This window comes from Paenibacillus sp. FSL H8-0548 (genome assembly GCF_038630985.1).
Classification (GTDB): Bacteria; Bacillota; Bacilli; order Paenibacillales; family Paenibacillaceae; genus Pristimantibacillus.
In genome coordinates, this window is the sequence record NZ_CP152049.1 from 6779063 (window position 1) to 6802951 (window position 23889).

A 23889-nucleotide genomic window follows, 5' to 3' on the forward strand; every position below is an offset into this window, starting at 1 on the left:
ATCGACCGGAGGCTGGCGCAAATGTGCCCACATAGGTCTATGCGACTTATGTGGGCAGCACCAGCTATTAACGATTGGTAATAAATTGGTCGAGTCTTGTCGCAATTGCAGCCGCCTGCGCTCTAGTCAGCGACTTGTCCGGATTCACATTATTATTGTCTCCGAGGATAATGCCATGTTTAATCGTCAATGCCACCGACAATTTGGCCCATTCGGGAATGGAATCCTTATCATTGAACGCTTGCAGGATTTGATCTGCCTCTTCAGCGCTTATATCTCCGCCTCGTCCAAGCGATGTCAGCAGCCTGCCTACCATCGCCATGGCTTCCATTCGATTCAGCGCAGCCGCCGGAGCAAAGCTGCCGTCCGCGAGGCCGTTGACAATGCCAAGCTTGGCTGCAATCGACACGCTTCGCTCATACCAAGCGCCGCTCTTCACATCCTTAAAGCTCTCCTGAGCTGTAAGGTTCATGAGTCCCGCTACCCGAAGCAATATCGTCGGATATTCCGCTCTCGTAACCGTGCTCTCCGGCTCAAAGCGTCCATTGCCCTTGCCGAGCACGAACAGCTTGGAGGCAGCTTCGTTTATATCCTTCTGGCCCCAATAGCCGTCTCGAACATCGCCGAACGCTTTCGTATTGCTAAGGAAGATCAGCTTTCCTTCACCTGTCAATTGGATGTCTAGCGACGGCGCTGCTGTCGTTCCGCCAAGCTTCCAAGGTACGGTCGTCCAGCTTCCGTCCGCGCTTTGCAGCACGACTGCCGTTATTTCCTTCGCTTGAATAGCTTCTGGAATCGCAACTTGTATCGGCAAGTAGCTGCTCCAGCTGCTTGCCGGAAGGTTAGCCGAGATGGTCACACCTTGACCATCACCGAGCAAGACTGCGCCCACTTGTTTGGCCAGACTGCCCGAAGCGCTTCGTCCCGCTTCACCGTTCGTACTAATGGTTAGTACGAAGTCCTCCTTCAAGTCAATCAGCATGTCTGGAGTAAGGACTAGCTGTCCCATTGGCAAGCTGATACTGATGCTTTTTTTCGCACTTACTGCCTTTTGAGCGGTAGACGCATCCATGCGGATGGTATAGCTCGCAATCGTACGATCCGTAGATGTAATCGTGATGTTTCCATCACCGGCTGCTTGAACCTCTGCCTGCGTAAGGTCGATGGATACGCCGCCTTGCTCCCGCTCTAATTCAACGGTTTTGCCGTTAATCATCATTTCGGTTTGTCCTTCTTGAGGCACTTCTCCAGGCAACACTATACCGCCTATTCCACCACCGCCGCCTGGTGACCAAATGTTTGCTGCTAATTTAGCAGAAACAGCCATAACTTTCTTTGTCGATGATGTTCTAGCTGCAATTACGATCATTTCCCCGGATTTTGCCGTAATTTGTCCATTTTGCGGGAAATGCGACCAGTCGCTAATATCTTCCCCAAAGGCTGGAAGCACGATTGCACTGCCTTGTGGATACACCTTATAGACCATTTGCTGCCCCGTCATGTCTCCCGCGGACCCAATCGTTGCCAATGTTTTCGCGGTATCTCCGCCAATAGGAGATAAGGCAGCCGAAATCGTTCTTAAGCTGGTCTGCTCCGGTAATTCTACTGTCGCCGCTGCCATCGCAGTCAGTGAAACATCATCCGATAGGTGATACTCCGCTTCTATGAGACTAGCGCCAACAGCAAGACCAGTGACAAGACCCGTCTCCGTTACATTAACCGAATCCCCCATACTTACAGTGAAGCTCAGACGGCCTAGATCAGCTGGCGGAATATCTTTTTCCGTAAACTTCGGCTTGCCCGCTCCGTCCTTCCCGTCTGCATATTTGAGCACCGCTTTAATTGCTGTGCTGTCGCCTGGCTTGATATCGCCAATCGGTTTCAGCACTAATGCAGCTGGCACTTGGAATGAAGAGTTGGTGACAACTACGGTTGCCGTATTTTCATTGCCCGCTTTGTCCTTGGCAACAAAGTGGAGTGGAGCGGTTGCCTCGCTGCCTTTGACAGGCACCATACCGCTAAACGTCCCGTCATCCGCAACCTCAAGCTTTGTGCCATTAACGGTTAAAAGCGTTTCTTTCGTAGTCGTTCCTGCTACTTGAATGAGTCCGCCGCCTGTTCTTGCTCCAGTGATTGGCTCATCAATATAGAGCACAGGCGCTAACGTATCTACGGTCAAATAAAGCATGGTCACCGATACATCCTGCGTGACCTTATTCGTTGCCACCAGCTCAATCGCATACGGGCCATCCGTCTTAAACTGATCGAAGGACAAGGTGCCGCTGCTGACCGAACCATTATTTTTCATGCTTGCCTTGCCAATCGATTGATCGGCATAGAAGGCCTCGATCTCAACATCGCTTTGATTCGCCGTAAGATTAATGCTTTGCTCTACCTCATTGGTGAGCAGCTCCAGATAAACCTTCGACGTATCTAATCCTCCGGCTGTCGAGCTCGCAGTAAGCTTCGGTTTCACAGGCACCGGAAGAAACTTCAGCGCGCTGTTCACATTGCCGGCAAAATGATAGTTTTCATTTTTATCTGCATTTTTCGTAGGCTTCGTCACTGCCGCTACGGAAATGACATAATCCTTGCCAACCTCAAGCCCTGTGTAGGTCACTGGAATCTCTGTGTTAACCAGTCCTGCGAGACTTTCCTTATTCACTTCATCCGATGTGGATGTCGCCGCCCAGCCCCCAACGAGAATCCCTTCATAGCTGCCTGACTTCTCATTCCAATAAGGGGCAAGCTCGGCTTCGGTAAACAAAATCTCGCCAAATTCCGGATAAGATTCAAGTGCTCCGCCGCGCTCTCTCAGCGCTTCTATCGCGTAGCTGTGCTCGAAGCTCTCATGCCCTGCCTTTTTCTTCGCCGGCTTAAAGGACAAGGCGAATAGTCCATTGCCGGCTGGCTTGATGATGACATCGCCAACCTGCTGCGGTGCAAGCGGATCAATAATTTCAAAGCGCTCAGCGGATGTTTTTGTACCGTAGGCACCCTCTGATTTCAGCTCCGCCCGCAAATAGTAATTGCCTTGCTGCAATAAGCCACGAATATCCTCGACATCGCCAAGCATCGATACTTTCGTGACGTCAAGCGTCATGCTGCCGCTCGTAGTATTTCCTGTTTTACTGCCATTTTGGTCCACCGGAATATCCTTCGCAATGAGAAGCCCCGGCTCTCCTGGCTCTAAAACCTGATCCGAGCCCGGCGAAACGGATTTCGCATCAGCCACAGCATCCTCTGTCAAGTACAAGCTGATCGTATCTCCTGCATGCGCGTTAGAAGCATTCCACGCTGCCGTAAAAGAGTTCGCGTCTGCAGTGTTCTTCTTCAAGCTGATATCCGTCAGCTCAGGCGTCGTTGGAATATTGAGCAATCTGCTCTCTACCGCAGATACAGAGGTTAACGTCCATGTGCCGCCTGCTGCTGCGCGGTCCTGTGGAATAATGATGTATGCTTTTCTTGAATCTACGCCATCCACGGATTGATCAGCCGTAATATGCTGAATGAACGCATTGGCGTTCGGGTTCGTATTCGTGTTATCGAAGATAACCGGATAGAGCTTGCCCTTGGAATCCTTAAGCGTAAAACTTGGGATATCCTTGGATGTGTATTCCATCTCGATCATGGCATTTCCAGATACGCCGCTTAACGGGATTTCATGCACTCTGCCGCTGTTTTTGACAGCGATGCCGCCAATGCCGATACCCATGGAGCCGGTATCCAATACACTTACGCCATCCGATACTTTGCGATACGTAATTCCCTGTGTATCCTTCTCTGTATCCAGCCATGAAGTAGCAAGCGTCTGTATGCCTTGTCCAATAACCATCAAGCGCGGACCTTTCTCTGGGTCCTCGATGATCATATGGATGAAGCCCTCTGGCAGATTTTCGCCGGAGGTTCCGAATTCAACACCACCGCCCCAATAGTAGGTAATGCCGATCGAAATGAACAGAATGCCTACGCTCCCCCACAGTTTGTCATTATTCACACCCAGGAACACGCTTGCCAGCGGCATGCCGCCAACGACTGGCACGCTGCTTGGAATTTGAACCCTCGCTCCGATAAAACCTTCGAAATCAATGCGGTTCTTCTCCAGGTTTTGGCCGACAAATATACCTACTTTGCCGATAATAACTTCCCAACCGCCAATATCAACCTCGGCTTCCATCCTTACAAACCATGGCGTGACCCATTGTGCTTCAATCATTGCTCTGGTCAGCATTGGAATGAGGTCGTCATCCTTCGGTTTAGGATTTGGAGAGTAATCCATCTTTCCTTCAACTTTGATTCCTGTCCGCTTCACGGTCAGGTCGATATCACCAAAGAAATAAGCTGGCGCGATGCCAAACTTCAAGCTAACGCCTGCCTGCACGACGAGCGGGAACGGGTCCTTCTTAGAGCCGCCGGCAATCGTATCGGCTAGCTCGCGCACCGCTCCTCTAATTTTTGTCAAATAAGTCGCGCCGGTAATAAGTACACCGGGGTCAGGCAAGCTTGTGCCAAAAGCGATGACATCAGGCAATATCCGACCATCCGCTACCTTCTTCAAGGACAGCTCAATCTCAACCTCGACCATATCCTTCAGGTCGGCCTTGAATTGCAAGCCATATTGGTTTTCAACATCCTCCACCGGCTGAACAAAATGCACGATATTGATTCTTCCACTCGCAGTGCTGGATTCATCATCACCCTTGTCATCCTTGGATGCTCCGAATAAACCAAGATCTTGATCCAGGTTGAACTTCAGCGCGGCATCAATCCCCACGAAGCCTTTATCATTAAATACAACGTTACGCATCTCAGCTTCGATTATTTTCAACGAAATGGAGCCGCCGAACGAAATGCCGCCCTGTCTCAAAATAAAATCGTTGAAGGAGAGCCCAAAGCCATCAATAGAGAAGCTCGGTGCCGCAAACAAGCTATGCTTGTTGAAGTAAACCGTCTCAATCATCAGCCTGCGAAGCGGGTTAATCGCATCTCCTAGTCCGCCAACTGCCCAGTCGAGCGATCCGTTTTCGCTATCATCCTCTTCATTATCTTCGCTGTCCGGCAATTCCTCGTCATTGACAAAGTAGCCTTCGCCCAGCGACTTATTGAATCCGTTATAGAAATCTAAAGTCCATTCCCCTTGATGAAAAACAAATCCGCTGTTCGCTACGCTCAAAATACCGTCGCCCTTAACGATAAGCGTATCGAAAAATGGAATATCCTTAACACTGTTGTTATTCGACTCCTTAGTGAACAAACCAAGTTCCAGCTTCCCTGGAACCAAAACGATGTTTTTGCCTGTATAAGCGACTGCTTCGTTAATGATTGCCGGCTCCGTCTTCGTATCAACAACAATCTGCTGCTCATCACCCGTACCGACCTGCTTGATCATACCCCGAATGACAACCAGCTGCTCGGGTCCATCCTCTTCACCGAAAAACTCTTCGAGTGCTTCCTCTGATTCAAAAAGCTGATACTGGTAAGCTGCTACTTCCTTCAATGATTCCGGGTCCAAATATTCTCCCAAATCAAACTCAGGGTCGCTTGCTTTACTCGCCATGCCCACAATCGTTTTCGCTTCTTTATACTTCGTTACTGCCGTATAAAGATCCGTTCCAGATTTAAAAGGTTCTCCCGGAAAAGCTTCATTGATAGAATCCAACAAAGCCCCGCTTACGTTAGGCGTTACGAAGCTCAAATCCACCTCTTGCTTAAAAATCGCCAAAATATTCGCTTCCCTGATACGTGTTTCTTCATTATCCGTTACAAGGAAGATTTGATTTGTCGTAATGTCGTACATCGCCGCAATTTCCTCATCGCCGCCTGTATCACCTTTAAAATCAATTTGAACCTGATATTCGCCGAGCGGCAGCTCAGGTCCCAAATCCGCTACTATTACATTGCCCTTATCATCTACAAGGTCGCCGCCCCGGTACGTAATACGCATATCCCCGGAGAATCCATCGGCTCCCGGCTGCAAAATGACCGAGTTTTTTGTATCCACCTTGTAGCGATTACCCGTAACTTTTTCTTTTAAATAAATATCAAAATTCGGAGCGATGGTCTCATTACCCGTATTGTAAGCCTCAATATTAGAGAGGTTTACAGTCATGTACTTCACATCCGTGCTGTACAGCTCGGAAGGCGAGATTGCATAGACATAAGTCGGCACCGCTTCGCCAATTGGGGGCAGCAAGATGAAGTTTTTCTTAGTAGACTCATATTGTGCCCGGAGGTCCTGATCTACATTTTCTTCCTTCTCTTTTCCGGTTTCATCTTTTTCAATGACTACACCTGTTTTTTCTTCGAGAGCTAGCTGAGTTTCCGGGCTTTTTACGTTCAGCATATACTCTCTCGTAGTTGGCCATGGTCTGCCTTTTGCCTGTACAACAAAAGTAACCGTCTCTGTATCACCTGGTTGATATTTAGGCTCTATACCTTCATCCGATTCTTCCGGCGTAGGCGTCTTTTTCATAGGCTCTTTCACAAATTTCCGTGAAGCTTCCGTTTTAATATTGTTGTTTTCATCCCGCATAATTTTCCCGAATTTATCGAGTTGCACAAAACTCAGTCCACTTTGCAGCGTCATCGAAGCTTCAATCTGAGTATGCTCCATGTTATACATCGCCAAATTCTCAATCTCAGCTGTTATTTCAAAAACACCTTCATCGACATAATTGCTTCCATCAGGCAGTGTAGCAAGCTGCTGCACAGGGTCCATGTAGCGAATCGAGAATACCTTATCCGGCGCTACGATTTCACCCAGTCCATATATTGTTTCGAAGGTTTGCGTTGCTTGCTTCGCCAGCTTCTTCGGATTCCAATAGAAAGCTAACGCCGAATCGGCCGTTCCGTAGTCATTCGTATCTCTTGTGAAATCTAGATTCGGATTCGGAGTGTAATCCCACTTTGTATTCGCCAGGTTGTTCCAATGTGCGACCGTCATTTCATCAACGATGTTGATATTGGCTTCCGCAATATTGTTAAAACCGTAAGCCATTACATTGGTTGCCAATGGGTTATCAAGCTCCAGCTTGTCCCTCATCACCCAATAGGCTGGTATTTTATAATAAGCTTGATCTTCCTCTGGAATACCGAGCTTCTCAGGATCATGCACAAGCTTTCTCTCTACTAACAGTGGCGATTTGTATGCCGTTCCGATCTGAAACTGTGGACCGTCATTGCCGCCCACCATCGTATCTAGCAAAATCCGGCTGCCGAGTGCGACTTCCGCACCGCTTTTGTTAACTACCTCATAACGAATGTTGACGTTACCGGCATTTTGTTTGTCGGCACTGTCCATATAAAGCATCAAAATTTGTTTAATCTCGACACCCTTGATTTTCCAAGTTGTTTCGATTTGCTTTGTACCGTTAATATTTTGAATAATCTTCGGCGTTGTCGTCTCCGAGAAGAAATTGGCAGCGAATTTATAAGGATTACCGAAAATATAATCCGTGCCGTCAATTTTGAACGTCGTAAACGAGGTTTCTGGATCATCGCCGCGGAAGAGCATGTCGACGTTTTGATCCTTCTTGCGCACCGGCTGTCCCTCTACCGTACGAATCCCGAAGCGACCAGTATTGTTATCTACCGTAATTTTAATGAAATCGTTCTGAAGCACTGTTGTGTTGGGACTGCTTACTGCAGCCGCAACAGCTTCCATGCCTAAATAGTTTGAAGCTATAAATAATAACAAGGCGAGCATGAATATGCCGCTTTTTCTAGCTACTCTCACCTAAATGCCTCCTGTCGTCTGACCAAATCTAGTACTCGCATTATTCCAATTCGCCAACAGAGAAGCAGGCCGAGAACCAGCCGTGCTAAACGCACGGCCGGTACTTGGTCTGCAGATCAATTACTGCGCCTTCGAAATGAAGAATGTAGCATATTCCCGCTCGCGCTCCTGGTTTCTAACAATAATGGTGTACCAGCCTGCTCCAGGGAAGGTCACTTTAAATTGACCGCTAATTAGTTCTTTATACGTAATCTTACTTGCAATATATTTCATTTGGCCTTCACGATAGAGACCCGGCTGATAGAGCAAATCATAGGTACCCAGCTCATTAACCTGATCTTTGCCGCCAACGTTCATGAGATTGTAACCGGAAATGCTGAAGGTCAGCGTGCTGCGATCAAACAAAGCAGTCTCCCCTGCAGATGAAGAAATCAGCATATCATTCGCAAAGATCAGTATTCCGCCATCTTTGACCACATACACGTCCTGCACGACAGAAACCGTATTGCCTACTTGATCCACAGCCGTGTAAGTAATTTGCTGACGCCCCGTTTTGGTTAGGTCCAGCTTACTGATTGATACCTTAATGTTTTCAGGCTTCGATACGTTGTCTGAAACGGTAAAACCGCCCAAATCAACTGCGAAATTGAAATCTTTTTTATTTTGCACCACAGCTGCTGAAGCTCGTTTCAATACAAGCTCAGGCGCTTTATTATCTATTCCATCAACAGTCACTGTTACTTTATTCACGTTGCCAAGCAGATCTGACACAGCGATCGTCGTAGAACCATTGGCCGTGTACGTTCTGGAATAAGTAAAATTGCCTTCGTCACCGCTGATTTGATTGGTGTAACTGCCATTTTGCGCGATCGGCACAACGCCCGAAAATACTTTATTCGGAGCAGTAGTATGACCGCTTAACGTTACCAGCATGTTTCCATTCGCATAAGACTTGCCGTCGATAGTGACAATTTTGTTTTGCGGCAAGGCTTGTCCGTCTTGATCAACATACGTATACGTAATGCTCTCCACTTGAGGCGGAGCTGCAATGATATTGTCAATATCCTCTGTCAATACCTTCGTATTGCCAAACAGATCGGAAACGACAAACGTTTGAATGCCATTGCTTTGCAGCGTGACTGTTTCTTTTCCTTTAACGATTTTGAATTCTTTTGTTTCCCCTGCCTCTGCCTGTACCACCAGCGTTACGCCGGAAGAGAATAGGACATTGCCATTCGCATCTTGAACCGTACCGAATGTCTTTTCTCCGTCTTTCCCATAGGCATAAGACCGAACTAGCCGCACTTTAGGGCTCTCTTTGTCAATATTTTGGACAATCGCTGTTGCTGTACCCGTATTGCCCGCTTCATCCTTAAACTCAAAGGTGAAGGAACCATTAGCCGTAAAGGTATAAGCGCCTCTTCCTTCATTATTTGTTACTTGTACAGGCTCAGAGGTATCCAGCCTTACCGTTACATTGCTGTTCGTTTGTGCGGTAATCAAATATTCGATACTACCTTCCGGCGGTGTTCCGTCTACATTATTAATCACGACATATAAGGTATCCTTGCGCTGTCCATCATTGATATCCGTCAGCTCGAAGGTATAGAAACCATTCTCTTTAACCTTAAATGTATTGCCTGTTCGCTCTGGTATAGAAGGGTTAACGTCTGTTGGAATGACCTTAATGCCAAGCGGCACTGAAACTTCAACATCCACGCCTGTCAACGGGCTGATCGGTCTCGTCGTACTAAGCGTAGTAAGCGCATAAACGGGCTCAATCGTAGATAGCGTCTCAATATTGATCTTCTGCGGATCGCTAATCGCTCCACCTGGGGTTCTGTATTTCACTTGAATCGGCAGCGCAGAAGCATTATCGGAATCTGCCTTCACGGAAACAAAGCTCGTAAACGTCCGCCATTTGTTCCAGCTGGATCCGTTGTCTGCAGAAATTGAATATTCATAGCCTTTCTTGTCTTCTGTGTCTAGAGTTAGCTTCAAAATCGCCGTATAACCATCTGTATCATCACCGTATAAATAGATTAAATCGGAATGGGACGGTGCGGGCGGAATTTCCGCGCCTCCGTTTTTGGAAACCTTGAATGTTCCTGCCGTGCTCTTGATCGTGCTGTTGCCGGCACCGTCAATCGCATACACATACAATCGGTAATCCGCAATTTCGCCATCCTCTAACTCCTTGCTGTCCAGTACAATAGCCCCGTCTTCCGGTAGCTCCTGCCAGTCTGGCGAATCTGCATCAGGAGCCGCCTTGCCTTGCTTGACCCATTGATATTGCTTCACTAGCCCATATACACTGTAAGGCTCACCTACCGATACCGTTACCTTGTGTGACTCCAGTGGATAGGTGACTCCGTTTTTGCTAAATCCGATCGTTGGAGCCTGATTGTCAAAATAATATGCTTTCGAGAAGTAGTAATAACGGTCTCCCGCTTTCGCCATCATATGGATATAACGGTGTCCGTTCACATCCGCGTTGACTGGTACAAGATAGTCGAAACCAGCGGTTATGCTTCCACCTCCAGATACATTCAATGCCGTGAAGTCAGCATTATTAACTGGGCGTGTTGCATTAGCACTTATAACATACCCAACGGCATCTGGCGTAACGCCGCTAATATTGAATATGACATCATGGCTTTTCACATAATTCGTATCTGCAGGAGGAGAAAATTCGGAGAGCACCTTCTCTTTCGAATTAATCGTTACCGGCGTTTCGGTAGAGGCAACGAGCTCATTCCCTGCTTGGTCAAGGACCTTAATGTACAAGTGGTAGACGCCGTCCTCTTCCACTTCATTTAAACTGGAAACACTAAGCTTGTCGCCTGTAAGTGCAGCGGTTTTCCAATTAATCTCTTTTGGCTGCTTGCCTTCCAACACCCATTGATAGGAGGTTTTCTTTACCCCACTATGAGCATCAGATATCGTGGCGCTAAGCTGAACATTAAAGGTGTTGTCTCCGTTAACTTCATTGACCAAAACGGTCGGCTTGCGGTTATCCAGCTTGATGAGTGTCGAATTATAGGTCCAGTTGGAATCGTCGTTATTGAAATCGCCTAACTTCCATGAAGCAACATTTCCGTAGTCGCCTACAGCCGCTAATGCTTTGTTATCTGCATAAAAAGTTCTGTCAGCATCCGATCCGCTAGTAAGCTCCTGCTTCCATGCCTCATACTCGCTCGCATTATCCAGCACATATTTCTTTTTCTTCTCATACTGCATCAGCTCTCTGGCAGTGTCCCATGTCATATCAGCTGTCCAGGTATGCAAATACCAATCACCGCTGTTTTCCGAAGTTAGTGCTTCAGGAGGAGGAGCGATCATGTTGGTTTTGTTATTAACGACCTGAAGGGACAGGTCCGTATACTTCCCTGGATATAACTCTTCACTCGGCTGCTTCGCTGATAAAGAGTAACGCTTGATCGCAGCGTATTGATCCGCAGCCTCCGCCGCGAAAGGATCATTTGGCGATTGAGTCCAAACGTAATAGACTAGTCCAACAGATGGCGAACCTGCACCTGTATTGTTCGATGGACGATAAATCCCGCGGCTCGGTCTTTCTAGACCGCGTTCTTCTACGACCGGATCAAGCTCCGGTATCAACACAGATGGATCGTTTGCATCAATCGTAATTTTCCCGTTTTTCTGGTACGTCTGATTAGTGGCTCCACCTACTTCGTAGTGGTAGTCGATAATCGGCGGTTTATTATCAATCGCAAGTCGTGCCCAATCAATCTTTGAATTGACTAGTGATTCATCGCCATCAATATGGATACCATCATAGTTAGCAGGCTGGATTAAAAGATTGCCCGCATAATCCTGAATGACATTGATATCGGAGTCATCTCCTTTAACATCATTCGAGACGGCTATTGCTTTCAATAACGGCGTCTCCATGAGGAGCTCTTCCGTAATATGGGCACGGAAAGTCCATTTTTTTGAATTGCTTCCCGAGACGTAATACGCCTTCATCCCCGTATTAAAAAGAATAAAGGTCTTATCTACATCCCAGTCTCTCTTCACGACCGCTTCTTCGGTCATTTGCATCGTGAAGTCAACCGTATCGTTTTTGTTCAGCGTAACGCCTGTCACGATTTCCGGTTGAATTCCGTTTCCGGTCTTCGTATATTTAGGTGCGACTCCGTCAACGATGACGCGATAGCCGCCATTGTTGTAATCAAAGGGATTTACAACTTTTCCGCGCAAATATTCATTGCTGGCGTTACTGGCTACATTCGGGAAATCAGTAATGGCGACGTTCCCCGCAGTATCTGCCAGTACAGCCCCTCTAATTTTCTCTTCCATCGTCTGGTTAAGTGGTACACCGCTTGCTGAAGTACCGGTAATCAGCGGCTCTAGCGGCAAATTCCCGCTGTTATGATATTTAACGCCTGTATATTCATATTTAATATGGTCTTGATAAGTATTTAGGTTATTAGCTGTGTATGTTTTATTTTCTAAATATTGCGTCTGCCCTGCTGCTGGCAGCCCCGTTCCGTTTGGATTAGCAAACAGTGGATGACGCAAGAAATGCTCATAATACGCCGAGTTTAATGCAGTAGGCTTAACCGGTTCAGTAAACTGATAGTCGAGCGTTAATTTTTCATCCTGCTTAACATACAGTTCTCGCTGGTTAATATTATCGTTATGGCGCTCCGCACCGTTACCTGTGAAAATATAGCTCGTCATTTCCGGGCGCGTTTTATCTTGGAATTTGATATACAATCCTCTGGCTCCAGTAAGGTCACCGCCATCTTTTCCTTCACCGTAAACACTTATATGAAGCTTGGAATCATCTTCGATAATCCTCGAGGCAGATCTGGGCCCGAGTTCTCCCCCATGTGAACTCCCAGTTAAAATAACTTCGTCACCGAGCGTAAAGGTTGCTGATGAAACACGCGTCCAATAAAATATAAAACCGCCTGTATAATATTTTAGGCTATTCCAGCCCACGACCACCTCTGCTTGGCCGCTTGCTGCAAGTGCTTTTAGAGCGGGATTCTTTGCGATATCAATTTCAAATTCAACCGTTGTTTCATTATCTCCTTTGCCAGTATATATATCGCCGCTGCCCCAATCAATCTCTGAATCCGCATCGGTTTTCGTTTGTGTAAATCCCGGCGTATTCGCATAAATATTCACAAACGAATTGTCCGCTTCATAGGTTAAATTACCTATGTGTGTTCCTGCGCCAAAAATAACTTCTAAATCCGCGGGTGCCGCCGCCTCAACTTTTTCTGCACTCAAGCCCTGCAGCATCGTCCCAAGCATAGCAATAATGATCATCGTCGCCATGCTTCTGAAAGCCTTTCGATTTACGTGCATAAACTTATGACTCCTCTCTGTAATCCTGATCAGTTGTCTAATCAACCGTTCTGCCTCACTTCCATTATCAACGAAATGAGCCTATATATAGATCGCTATAAATCAGCAATAAATGCTCTATTCCGTCATCTATCGACATTCCACGAAAGTGTATCAAATTGCTCTGTGCAAATTCTGTGCAAAAGCAGGACTTTGGACCCTTAAATTTTTGAAAATAAATAGAGATTGTATCCTTGTTCCCAGTCACGTCTCTCGGCAACAAAAAAAAGCATCTGCCATACCTCTCTTGTACTCATCAACATGAGCAACCAAAGGTATGAACAGATGCTTATTAATACATAGCTGAAAACCATCAACTATTGTGTACAGCAGCTACAGTAGAGAGCGCAGCCACCAAATCATTGTAAATCACATTTCCAACGACAACCGTATGAGCCGACTCCGCCGCTTGGCGCGCCTTTTCCGCAGTATCTATACCCCCGCCATAAAAGAGTCTTGCCTGTACAGCCGTTGCTCTAGCCCGCTTCACGAGCTGCATATCGCCGAACCGTCCGCTATATTCCAAATAAATGACGGGCAGACGCATTAGCCGATCTGCCATTCGTACATGCGCAATAAGCTCTGCTTCCGTTAGCTCCGTTTGTGCTCCTGTAACCTTGGCCGCTGTAGCCTCGGCATTCAATATAATATAGCCCTGAGCGGCGGTCTCTTCCCAAGGCACAAAAGATCCATATTCAAGCAGCCCTTCTGTTTGTCTTCCGGTAATCCATTCCGCTTGACTCGTATTAAGGACCAGCGGCACAAAATAACCGTCGAAGCCAGGAACCGCTCCCTCCAATGTCGACACCTCAAGCGCACAATCCACCGAATATCTTCGAATTCGCGCCATCAGATCGACCGTATTCTCAAAAGTAACGCCGCTGGAGCCCCCGACAATAATCGCATCCGTGCCTGAGGTACAGATTTGATCGAGCGCTTCATCGGATATTTCACGCTCGGGATCAAGCTTAAACACATGCCTCCAGCCAGAAAACCAAACCTCATTCATCAATGTTCACGCCTCGCTTTTTCCAAAAAATCGAATGTCGCATAATTGCTTTCCTTCTATGCTATGTCAGCAAGATTTCCGTGTCAAATGGTTACTTCGGTTCAAGTTCCTCTTTCATTTGCTTCAAAAGGTCCTTGTCCCCTTCATTAGGAGCACTTACCCGCTCTAAATAGGTCAAGGCTTCTCCTGGATCGCCATCATCCTTTGTTATTCCATAATAAATCAATCTCGCCAATGCACGCAGTGCATAATCGTTATTCCCTTCGGACTTATAAGACGCAATCGCTTTCTCATAGTCACCCTCAATGACATACCTATCTCCAGCAAGCATCCCTTCCTCTGACATGGTGAAAAAGGGCGTCGTCTGGATCAGGCCTGTATAATAGCCGCTAGAGCTCGATATTTTGCGCCCATCAGCATTATAAGCATCAACAGACCAAATAAAATCTCCCCCTGGGAATATAGCGCCAAGCACTCCCGTGTTCGAGAGGGCAACTCTGCCATCCGCATTATAGCTTTTACCAAAACCTCTCGATGAGCCTCTCAGCTCCTCTAAACTATACTCGGCTGTTGTATCTTTAAGCTTCTCATCGGAGAGCTGTACCGTACTCGTTCCAACGCTTTTCCCCTTTTCATCGCGGTAAAATGACGTAATCGAAAGTAAATAATAATCAGTACCCGGATACGCATTCCAAACAAATCGCAGCCTATCTCCTGTTATTTGCTCTTTATTGACAGGCGACACCACCGAAACCTTAGGAACAAATTGAATATTATACGTTTCTGTTTTTCCTGCTGCAATACTCACGCGCTCCCGTGCAGCTTGCGTTAAATAATAACCGCTCACCTCGGCCGGCGTCACACCGACTCCAATTTCATATTCATTTGCAGTCACATCATAAAAGCGATATTCGCCCTGCTCGTCAGTAATCGCTATCGGATAATGAAGATAAGGAGGGGAGCTCCATCCATTGTCATCGCTGCGATGCAGCACGACAAATACACCCGATGCAGGTTTTTCGCCAATCATCACTTTTCCAGTTAACGCAGCCTCTTTATCTGGTATTTCCTTTCTTGTGTTCAGCATCGCTTGATAGGCCAGAACCTCACTATCCTCATTGCCGCTTGCGGCAAGCTCCGCGAAGAGCTTATCCGCTTTATCCCACTCCTTGCTCCATAGATAAAGCTTGCCTAATTTGAGCTTGACCCCTTTAATATAACGAGAAGCTGGATATTGCTTTATTAGCTGTTCAAATGCATTGATCGCAAGCTGACGTCCCTCCACTGTTGCATTTGTGCCGCTGGAGGAGCTGCTTGTTGGAAAAATGAAGATATGCTCGTCGTCAGAGGATGAAGTGAACTGCTCAGCAGCTTCCGCAGCCAAAAAAAGCGCAGACTCCGATTGCTTGCTGCTCGGAAACCACTTCCACAGCACTTCGTATTTCTCCGAATGAAAAAGGTAGTACGGCAATAAGAAATAACTGATCCCAGCTCCGAGTATAAGAACCGCGAGCAGCATCGCCATCGTTTTCACTTTGAATCGTATCATTTCGCTCGCGACCACCCTTCAAGGAGCTCCGATTCATAATATACGCCACCTGCTAGAACGACTAATTTATCGCCACTTTCAAACTGACTCTTCTCATCAATGGTTTGCGCCGAAGAAGTTGACGACGCTATTTGCTGCCAACCGATAACGGGTATCGCAATAAGCACACACAACATAATTGCAGCTGCAATTCCGGGTATACGCAGCTCTCGATTCCAAAATGAAGGAGGACAAGCTCTTTGTAAAACGGTCCTTTGCAGCTCTTCGTTAAAATGTACAGCTGCCAGCTCATTGTCCAATTGTTTACGCAATTTTTGCTTTTTATGCTCTTGTTTCATCCTGCCAGCCCCCTTCCTCTAATTGATGTCGAAGCAGTCTGCGGCCTCGCAGCAGCTTGCTCTTAATTGTACTCTCGGGCTCAGTCAGCACCTGTGCAATTTCTTTAATGGTCAGCTCTTGATAATAGTAGAGAACAATAACCTCACGGTATTTAAAAGGCATAGCCTCAATCGATTCACGCAGCGATAAGGAAAGCAGCCATTGTTCGATTTCAGCATTTGGCGCCGAGTTATATAGATGACTATGAACTCTGTTTTCTTCTATCGTTGCTTCTCGAAACAACAACCGCTTCCAAGAAACGAGCCGCATCTTGCTGCGGCAGAGATTGATTGTCACCTTCAGCAGCCATCCTCGCAAGCTGCCTTCCCCGCGGTATTGCTTTATTTTTTGAAAGGCGGTTATAAACACTTCCTGGCTCACGTCCTCAGCCATGTGATAATCCTTAAGCAGCAGCACGGCTGTCCGCAAAATATCGTCGCCATACTGCTCCATCAACCATTTTAGTGCGGAACCGTCACCGCATTTCAATCGCTCTATCGCTTGTTGCTCCGCGCTCATTCATTCACCTGCTCTCTCTATAAATAAAGATGCGTGCAGCGGCGCAAAAGGTTGCAGTTTAAACTATTTTAATGAATAAAACAAAAACCGCCTTCCCTATCGCAAGGAAGACGGCTTAACGCGAATATTCGGTTCGGAGTTTACTTATTAACCAGCTGTCCACGCGTAACGCCGAGCTGATTGATTGCCTTCAAGCTGCGCCATACCTGTGTACCGCTGATTTTACCATCAAGCGCATCGCGGTATAATGACAACACCTCAAGCACCTTCTCAGGCGTCTCTTCAAGAAACTCTACGCGGAAGTTGGATACGCCATAACCAACAAAGTTGCGAATATATTCCGCCCCCGATTGCTCGATGGCGTTATACACCGTGTTGCGGCAGCCCTCGTCAACGCGAACTGGATGCGCCATGCCGATCCGATCCTGCAAGGAAGCACGCTTCTCCTCACATGGACGACCGCAGTTCGTAAAGTCAGTTCCTTCACTCATGAAGGTACAATAGACACAATGCTCCGTATGGAACATCGGCAAATGCTGATGAATAACCATTTCCAGCATGGAGGTGTCCGAGTTTTCCAGCAAGTCGACCATTTGTTGAATATTGAGATCATACGACGGCGTAATCAGATCAAGACCAGCCTCGGTGAATAGATTCACCGCTTTGTGATTGGCTACATTCAATGAGAAGTCACCAATCAACTTAGGGAATGGCTTATCCGGATTAGCAGTACGAGCACGCAAGTAATAATATAGCGCTCCCGTGTTCCGAACGAGCACTGCATCAGGCTGCAGCTTCAAAATATTCGCATGGTAGCCGTTCTCGCCAGGCATATGAATACGCGGTGTTGCCAGCGCAATCGGCTTGCCCGCTTCACGAGCAGCAGCTATCGCAGCTGGGAACTGCTTAATAAATTCAAAATCAGCATACACGTACGACACATCGGTTTTCACCGCGGCCTCTACTTGTGCAAGGCTGCGGCATAAAGCGATCAGCTTCGCATCCTTGCCGCTTTGTGGTGCCAAAATATCCTTTTTCGCCGCATCGGCTTGATAAATATTTTCACGGGATTGAACTTTGTTTTTAACAAAGACAGGCGGCTTCGGACGCTCCACGGCCAGCAGCTCTACAGCTTCGCGCCGCAAACGGTTAAGCTCGCGTATTGGTACGATCAAATCGCCCTGCAGCTCAACCTCCAGCTTCTCCAGCTGATACACGGTACCGCCTAGTCTGCCCAGCTGATCCTCAAGCAGCGCCGCATCCATCGGACGCTTCTGTGCTTGCTCCAGCTCTAGCTCCGTAACAAGCTCAACGGTTGTCCCCTTCTGGACATCCGTCCACCACGTGCGCATCGGTTGCCCAAGCGCGCCTGTTACTCTAACATGCAGCGGGAATACACGATATGGCTTTTCCGTTTCAAAGGAAGCTCTTAGGCGTTTATCCAGCGCTGGATCGTTTGTCTTCCATACGCGGTCGCCTACATGTACTCTACGTAAATCAACATCGTTGCGTCCGGAAACGAGCTCGATCAGCGTGCCTTCCTGCGCCTCGCCTTCGATCTTCACGCCTTGACGACGGATATCGTATACACGTCCGCCCTCTTCCTTCTTCGTCGGGTCGCCTGCATCAAACACAATCCCATCGCCGCGTTTTAACGGCGCATCGATCTTCAGCGTAACCGCATCGCGCATAACGCGCTCTACACGGCCGAGGTAGACACCTCGGCTCTTCGGAAACGTACCCTCTACGAGCATCTTATTGTTCGTTCCCGACAGAAAACCATGCGTGAAGCCGCGCGAGAAGCTTTGCTGCAGCTCACGCACATCCTCCACTGACGGCTTCGACAGGTCGCCATCAAAATATTTATCGATCGCGCGCCGATACTTGCTCACGACATTCGCGACATATTCCGGAGTTTTGAGCCGTCCTTCAATTTTAAACGATGTAACGCCCGCTTGGATGAGCTCCGGTACAATATCGATCGCCGCCAAATCCTTCGGCGACAGCAAATACGCGATGTCGCCCATCGGCTGCACCTCGCCGTCCACCATCAAATCATACGGCAGCCGGCAAGCCTGCGCGCATTCGCCGCGGTTCGCGGAGCGTCCGCCCCACACTTCAGACGTGAGACATTGACCCGAATACGATACGCACAGCGCACCGTGCACGAATACCTCCATCGGCAGCTTAGCTTGCTCGCCGATCGTCCGAATTTGCTTCAAATTGTTTTCGCGTCCGAGCACTACGCGCTCCAGTGCAAAGGGCTTGGTGAACTCTACCGCTTCTGGAGATGTAATCGTCATTTGTGTCGAGCCGTGAATAGGAAAATCCGGCGATAGCTCGCGGATCATCTTTACAAGGCCTAAATCCTGCACGATAACGGCATCTACGCCCGCATCGATACACATTTCAATCAAATTTTGCGCATCCTTAAGCTCATCCTCAAACACGAGAATATTAAACGTCAGGAAACCTTTAACCCCATACGTATGAAGAAAAGCCATAATCTCCGGAAGCTCCTCGCTCCGGAAGTTATTCGCGCGAGCACGCGCGTTAAATTTTTCCACTCCAAAAAATATCGCATCCGCGCCGTTGGCAACAGCCGCCCTCATACAATCCCAGTCGCCAGCCGGAGCCAGCAGCTCTATGTCCGATCTAATTAGTGTATCTGTCATAATAACAATCCATTCCTCTCATACTTGAAACCTGCTCCTCCTATCTTAACAAACCACAGACATCTATACCACTAAACAATACTGGCATAAAGCAAGATGAAACGGCTGTTGCCGTCCTTTGGCAGCGCCAGCGCGTTTCATTTCCAGAAATATAGAGATAGTATGGCGAAATAATATACTTTCCTATATTTTAAAAAAAGACCAGCTCCCACTCAAGGGAACCGATCTTGCGATTACAGCTTTCTATTAATTGAAACGAATCGATTGCGCCACATCGTTAATAACTTTCAAGTTGCTCTCCGTAGCGTGAATATCAGAAACGGAGAAACTAAATACGATGCAGCCCTCCGTCTTGTCAAACATGTAGAGCGTTTGTGTAAAAGGAAGACTTTCCTTCGGTTTAGCTGCATGTATTACTATTTTACGAGCTGATTTCCCATTAATGGTCACCAAAGTATTTTCCTTAACAGATATGCCTTGTGCGATACCTTCCGGCTTTGTGTGAATTTGGGCAAACTCTGTTGAGATTGAAGCAGCCGATCCTTCAGATTCGTAAACTACGAAATTACCAGCACTAGATGCATAAAATACTCCATCTTCATTAAAATTTTTCTGCAGCCCTGTCCAATAGGCAGGTATCTCTATAGAGTAACCATAGGTTGTGCTGCGTTTCACTGTTTTTTTACTGCGATCCAACAAATCAAAATCATCCTCGACAAGGCCAAAGTTTTTCTCAATAAAAACAATGTCAATATCAAGCGACGCTATAACTTGCTTAAGTGTTTGTTTGCTTTTTACGTTGTTAAAGGACGGGTGGAGGTATGAGATCGAATACTTATATTCTCCTGAAATAAAGTGAATTTCATTTAATGTCACCCAGTAATTTTCACCATAAGAAATTTCGTAGCTCAACATTAATGCCTTGCCATCAAGCAAGCTGACAGGCTCAGATACGAAATTGCGAACGTTGGAGCTAATAATGTCTTCACGAACTCGCGCTTCTCGACGAGCAGCCCAATTCTCAAGCGTATCTCCTGGAGCCGCTGATGAGAAATCAAATTCCAAAGCATCTGTTGCATTCGTAAACCACGGAGTCGCACTCTCAGGATCACTGCTCCAATCCGCTGGAAGCTTAACAGACAGACCATAGTCAGCGTCCTTAAATGTAATGGTTCCGTTAACTACCTTAGTAATATTTTTTATCGTTTTATCAGATGAATTAAAAGCAGGTGTGAAGCTGTTCAACAACGTATCATAGCCGCTCAGCACAGATTTATCTGCACCTTTGACGCCCACAATAACGATAAAATAAGTTCCTGCTTTTTGAATACCCCGATATTCATAATACATTTTTGTTTGTTTCGTATACGTTACAACCTTCTCAAATTGCAGTCCGCCAACTGTTATGGTCCGCTTGTCGAGCGTAATCTCATCTTCAAAATAATAATTAGACAAAATATCCCGTTGTTCCTCGATGGTCAGCACATCATCTCCGACACGCTCCGTTATAACATTCACTTGCGCGGCTACCTTCGAAGCATCTGCCGTATCCGCCCATTTCACAAAATCGCCATTATCACTTTGATCTACCTGTACAAGGCCTGCTGGGTAGTTTAATGTCCAGCCATAGTAGCTGTCTCCGATTTTGGTTTTGCCGTAATCTGAATCAATGGACGTACCTCCAGAAGTTGATGATTTAGCTCGAACGCCGACAATCACCGTTTCTTTTGTCTTGTTATCGTTGGTGATACTTGCACCAAAAGCTTCAACAATTACACGAAGCGGAACCATCGTTGAGCCTTTGACAACTACAGGGGCTACCGCTACGTTTTTTGCAACTCCGTTCACCTTTACGGTTTTATTGCCAAAAGTTAAGACGATATTCCGGTCATTGTACGTTAACGTAATGACATTTCCATTTTCCAATTTAAGACCAGCGCCAAACGCATTTGTAATAACCTTCAAAGGTACCATCGTAGTGCCGCTTGTTACAAATGGCGCTTCCACAGTCGTTGCTTTTCCATTAATTTTGACAGCTGTACTGCCCGCCTTAAGTCTAACCTCCACCTTATTGTCTTCATCAGCAGCGAACACCGCCATTGGCAGCATCGATAATACGAGCAGTACGGGCAGCAGCATCGTTAATAGCTTCTTCATTTATTTTGACCCCTTATAAGTAGGATAATAGCTTAGTTCTCTTATTAATTTCTTCCAAGTTAATAATCAACCTTCAACCAGTGTCAGCTTTCGTGTTACGAGGTCACCATCAATCTGCAGCATAACCTCAACCTGTTGTCCTGGTAGATAGCTCTTCAGCAGTTCATTTAGCTCTACAATCGTAGAAACCTGCTTGCCAGCCACCTTATAGAGCAAATCACCATTTTTAATACCTATCTTCTGAGCTGCTGCCGATTGTACTGATTTCACAGTTAGCGGATCCGAGGTAGGAATTCCGATAATTGCTGACCAGCTTTCCTCGAGCACTAGTCCAAGCCCAGCACGCTTGACATGTCCATATTTAAAAAAATGGTTTGTCACATACTGCACGGTGTCGGCTGGAATGGAAAAACCGAGATTATCGACTCCCACTTCTACGAATTTCAATGAATTTATACCGATAACCTCGCCCTTCATATTTACGAGCGGACCTCCGCTATTGCCCGGATTAATAGCTGCGTCTGTCTGGAGAAGGTTGTATGCTGAGGAAATACTGCGATTCATACCGCTCACTATACCGCTTGTCGCAGTATTTCGTAGAGAGAAGGAAACCGGCGTGCCGATTGCCACAACCGTTTCACCTACCTGGACCGAAAGAGGAGACGGCGCCAGCTTCGCTATGGGGAGTTTTGTTGCTTTGATTTTGACTAATGCCAAATCGCTCGCCTCATCATGATGCGTTCGTTCTGCATCATATTGCTTCCCATCTGCCGTTACAACAACTAAATTACTCATATCCTCCACGACATGCGCATTCGTTACAATCCAGCCATCTGCCCTAATAATAACTCCTGTTCCATGAGCTAAAGCGTATCTCGGATCTGCTGAACCGATATTCTTTGGCTTCCCTATAATCGCGACAACCGATGGAGATACCTTCTTAATGACCGAGGGAATATCAGCCGGTATGTAACTGTATGTATTCGTCTTTGAGTCAAAAGTACCAGAGCCTCCAAGCGCACTTGTAAGTGAGCTTGCTTTGACGTAAACCTCGCCATTAACCTTAGTCGCATTCATCGCATGCGTAGCTGTCCCAACTGTTCCAGCAGCCCATACGGTTCCAGAAGCAAGGATTGCACCAATAACAATAATGCTGCAAATACGAAGGATACTCCTTTTCATAAATTCACTCTCCCTATCCATCTCCATACAGACACAAATATGAATCTTACAATTAATTCACATTTTTCCATCTTACAAATCAACTCATAACGTAGCATATTTTCCCAAATTTAACAATGAGAATTCACTAGTTTACTAGAATAATCTATTCTATCCTTAAGACCAATCGCTGCACCTTGCTAGTTTTGCTCTATTATTATGCGATCTTGTCAATTGTCATTTCGGTCATGTGTTCTGATTACAGAAGTGTTATACTATGTGGGACTGCTAATTCAATCCATTTGATGGATTCGGGAGGTAAAAGGACACATGAAATTAGGCGTATTTAGCGTTCTTTTTGCACAAAAATCATTCGAGGAATCACTAGACTATATTGCCTCCAAGGGGCTTGACGCCATCGAAATCGGAACAGGCGGATATCCAGGGGATGCACATTGCAATCCAGATGAGCTGCTTGCTGATGCAGGCAAACTGAAAGCGTTTAAGCAGGCAGTGGAATCACGCGGACTGATGATCAGCGCACTCAGCTGTCATGGCAACCCGCTTCACCCTCAGAAAGCTATTTCATCTGATCACGATGCTGTTATTCGCAAAACCATCGAGCTGGCTAATCGTCTTGAAGTATCTGTAGTAAATACTTTCTCCGGCTGTCCTGGGGACCATGAGGATGCAAAATATCCGAACTGGCCTGTAGCTCCTTGGCCAAACGATTTCCAAGATATTTTGAAATGGCAATGGGAAGAAAAGGTTATTCCATATTGGTCTGAAATCGGCAAGCTCGCAACTGCAGGCGGTGTGAAGATCGGTCTAGAGCTTCACGGCGGCTTCTCCGTTCATAGTCCTGCTACTTTGCTTCGTCTTCGCGAAGCAGCTGGCGATGCGATTGGCGCGAATCTTGATCCAAGCCACATGTGGTGGCAAGGTATTGATCCTGTACAAGCCGTTCATATTTTGGGACGTGCAGGCGCAATCCATCACTTCCATGCGAAGGATACGACGATTGATCCAATCAACGTTAACCATCACGGCGTAACCGATATGCAATCCTACGCTCTCATGCTTGACCGCGCTTGGCAGTTCCGTACGGTTGGTTATGGCCATGACTTAAAAGTATGGTCAGACATACTTAGCGCTCTACGCCTTGTAGGCTATGACTATGTAGTCAGCATCGAGCATGAAGACGGCTTAATGTCCGTTGATGAGGGCTTTACGAAGGCTGTTCAAAATCTACAGCAAATTTTGATCCGCGAGCCGCTTGGCGAGATGTGGTGGGTTTAATCTCCATAGAAATAGAAAAAGGCCT

10 protein-coding genes are annotated in these 23889 nt (G+C 46.8%); 1 reads left to right on the forward strand and 9 read right to left on the reverse strand.

The genetic code is table 11. The features are described 5' to 3' along the window. Positions 1 to 67 precede the first annotated feature (67 nt). From MHI37_RS28665 to MHI37_RS28705, 9 genes are all read right to left on the reverse strand, one after another. Complete coding sequence (locus MHI37_RS28665) at positions 68 to 7735, reverse strand: S-layer homology domain-containing protein (protein WP_076336272.1); 7668 nt, start codon at positions 7733 to 7735, stop codon at positions 68 to 70. Positions 7736 to 7855: 120 nt separating this feature from the next. Next, positions 7856 to 13078 (reverse strand): hypothetical protein, encoded by a 5223-nt coding sequence (locus tag MHI37_RS28670; protein ID WP_076336273.1) that lies wholly within the window; start codon positions 13076 to 13078, stop codon positions 7856 to 7858. A gap of 352 nt (positions 13079 to 13430) precedes the next feature. Then, on the reverse strand, positions 13431 to 14126 hold the full coding sequence (locus tag MHI37_RS28675; protein WP_076336274.1) for a heptaprenylglyceryl phosphate synthase: 696 nt from the start codon (positions 14124 to 14126) through the stop codon (positions 13431 to 13433). 91 nt (positions 14127 to 14217) lie between these two features. After that, positions 14218 to 15675: a hypothetical protein gene (locus MHI37_RS28680; RefSeq protein ID WP_076336275.1), complete on the reverse strand. Its 1458-nt coding sequence runs from the start codon at positions 15673 to 15675 to the stop codon at positions 14218 to 14220. Then, positions 15672 to 16013, reverse strand: coding sequence for a hypothetical protein (locus MHI37_RS28685; RefSeq protein ID WP_076336276.1), 342 nt, complete (start codon positions 16011 to 16013; stop codon positions 15672 to 15674). The genes MHI37_RS28680 and MHI37_RS28685 overlap by 4 nt, the downstream gene beginning before the upstream one ends. Then, positions 15997 to 16572, reverse strand: a complete 576-nt coding sequence (locus MHI37_RS28690; protein WP_076336277.1) for a sigma-70 family RNA polymerase sigma factor — start codon at positions 16570 to 16572, stop codon at positions 15997 to 15999. The genes MHI37_RS28685 and MHI37_RS28690 overlap by 17 nt, the downstream gene beginning before the upstream one ends. Positions 16573 to 16712: 140 nt before the next feature. Further along, positions 16713 to 19247 (reverse strand): U32 family peptidase, encoded by a 2535-nt coding sequence (locus tag MHI37_RS28695; RefSeq protein WP_144023642.1) that lies wholly within the window; start codon positions 19245 to 19247, stop codon positions 16713 to 16715. A 246-nt stretch (positions 19248 to 19493) separates the two neighbouring features. Further along, entirely contained in the window at positions 19494 to 21404 is a 1911-nt protein-coding gene (locus tag MHI37_RS28700; RefSeq protein ID WP_076336279.1) for a stalk domain-containing protein, read from the reverse strand. 66 nt (positions 21405 to 21470) lie between these two features. Next, on the reverse strand, positions 21471 to 22586 hold the full coding sequence (locus tag MHI37_RS28705) for a trypsin-like peptidase domain-containing protein (protein ID WP_076336280.1): 1116 nt from the start codon (positions 22584 to 22586) through the stop codon (positions 21471 to 21473). Positions 22587 to 22895: 309 nt separating this feature from the next. Between MHI37_RS28705 and MHI37_RS28710 the strand changes: the two genes are divergently transcribed. Further along, on the forward strand, positions 22896 to 23864 hold the full coding sequence (locus MHI37_RS28710; protein WP_076336281.1) for a sugar phosphate isomerase/epimerase: 969 nt from the start codon (positions 22896 to 22898) through the stop codon (positions 23862 to 23864). Positions 23865 to 23889 lie beyond the last annotated feature (25 nt).

Coding starts and splice junctions, on each gene's coding strand:
- MHI37_RS28675 (WP_076336274.1), bottom strand. CDS start 14,126: ATGAATGAGGTTTGGTTTTCTGGCTGGAGGCATGTGTTTAAGCTTGAT.
- MHI37_RS28710 (WP_076336281.1), top strand. CDS start 22,896: ATGAAATTAGGCGTATTTAGCGTTCTTTTTGCACAAAAATCATTCGAG.
- MHI37_RS28705 (WP_076336280.1), bottom strand. CDS start 22,586: ATGAAAAGGAGTATCCTTCGTATTTGCAGCATTATTGTTATTGGTGCA.
- MHI37_RS28680 (WP_076336275.1), bottom strand. CDS start 15,675: ATGATACGATTCAAAGTGAAAACGATGGCGATGCTGCTCGCGGTTCTT.
- MHI37_RS28685 (WP_076336276.1), bottom strand. CDS start 16,013: ATGAAACAAGAGCATAAAAAGCAAAAATTGCGTAAACAATTGGACAAT.
- MHI37_RS28670 (WP_076336273.1), bottom strand. CDS start 13,078: ATGCACGTAAATCGAAAGGCTTTCAGAAGCATGGCGACGATGATCATT.
- MHI37_RS28700 (WP_076336279.1), bottom strand. CDS start 21,404: ATGAAGAAGCTATTAACGATGCTGCTGCCCGTACTGCTCGTATTATCG.
- MHI37_RS28690 (WP_076336277.1), bottom strand. CDS start 16,572: ATGAGCGCGGAGCAACAAGCGATAGAGCGATTGAAATGCGGTGACGGT.
- MHI37_RS28695 (WP_144023642.1), bottom strand. CDS start 19,247: ATGACAGATACACTAATTAGATCGGACATAGAGCTGCTGGCTCCGGCT.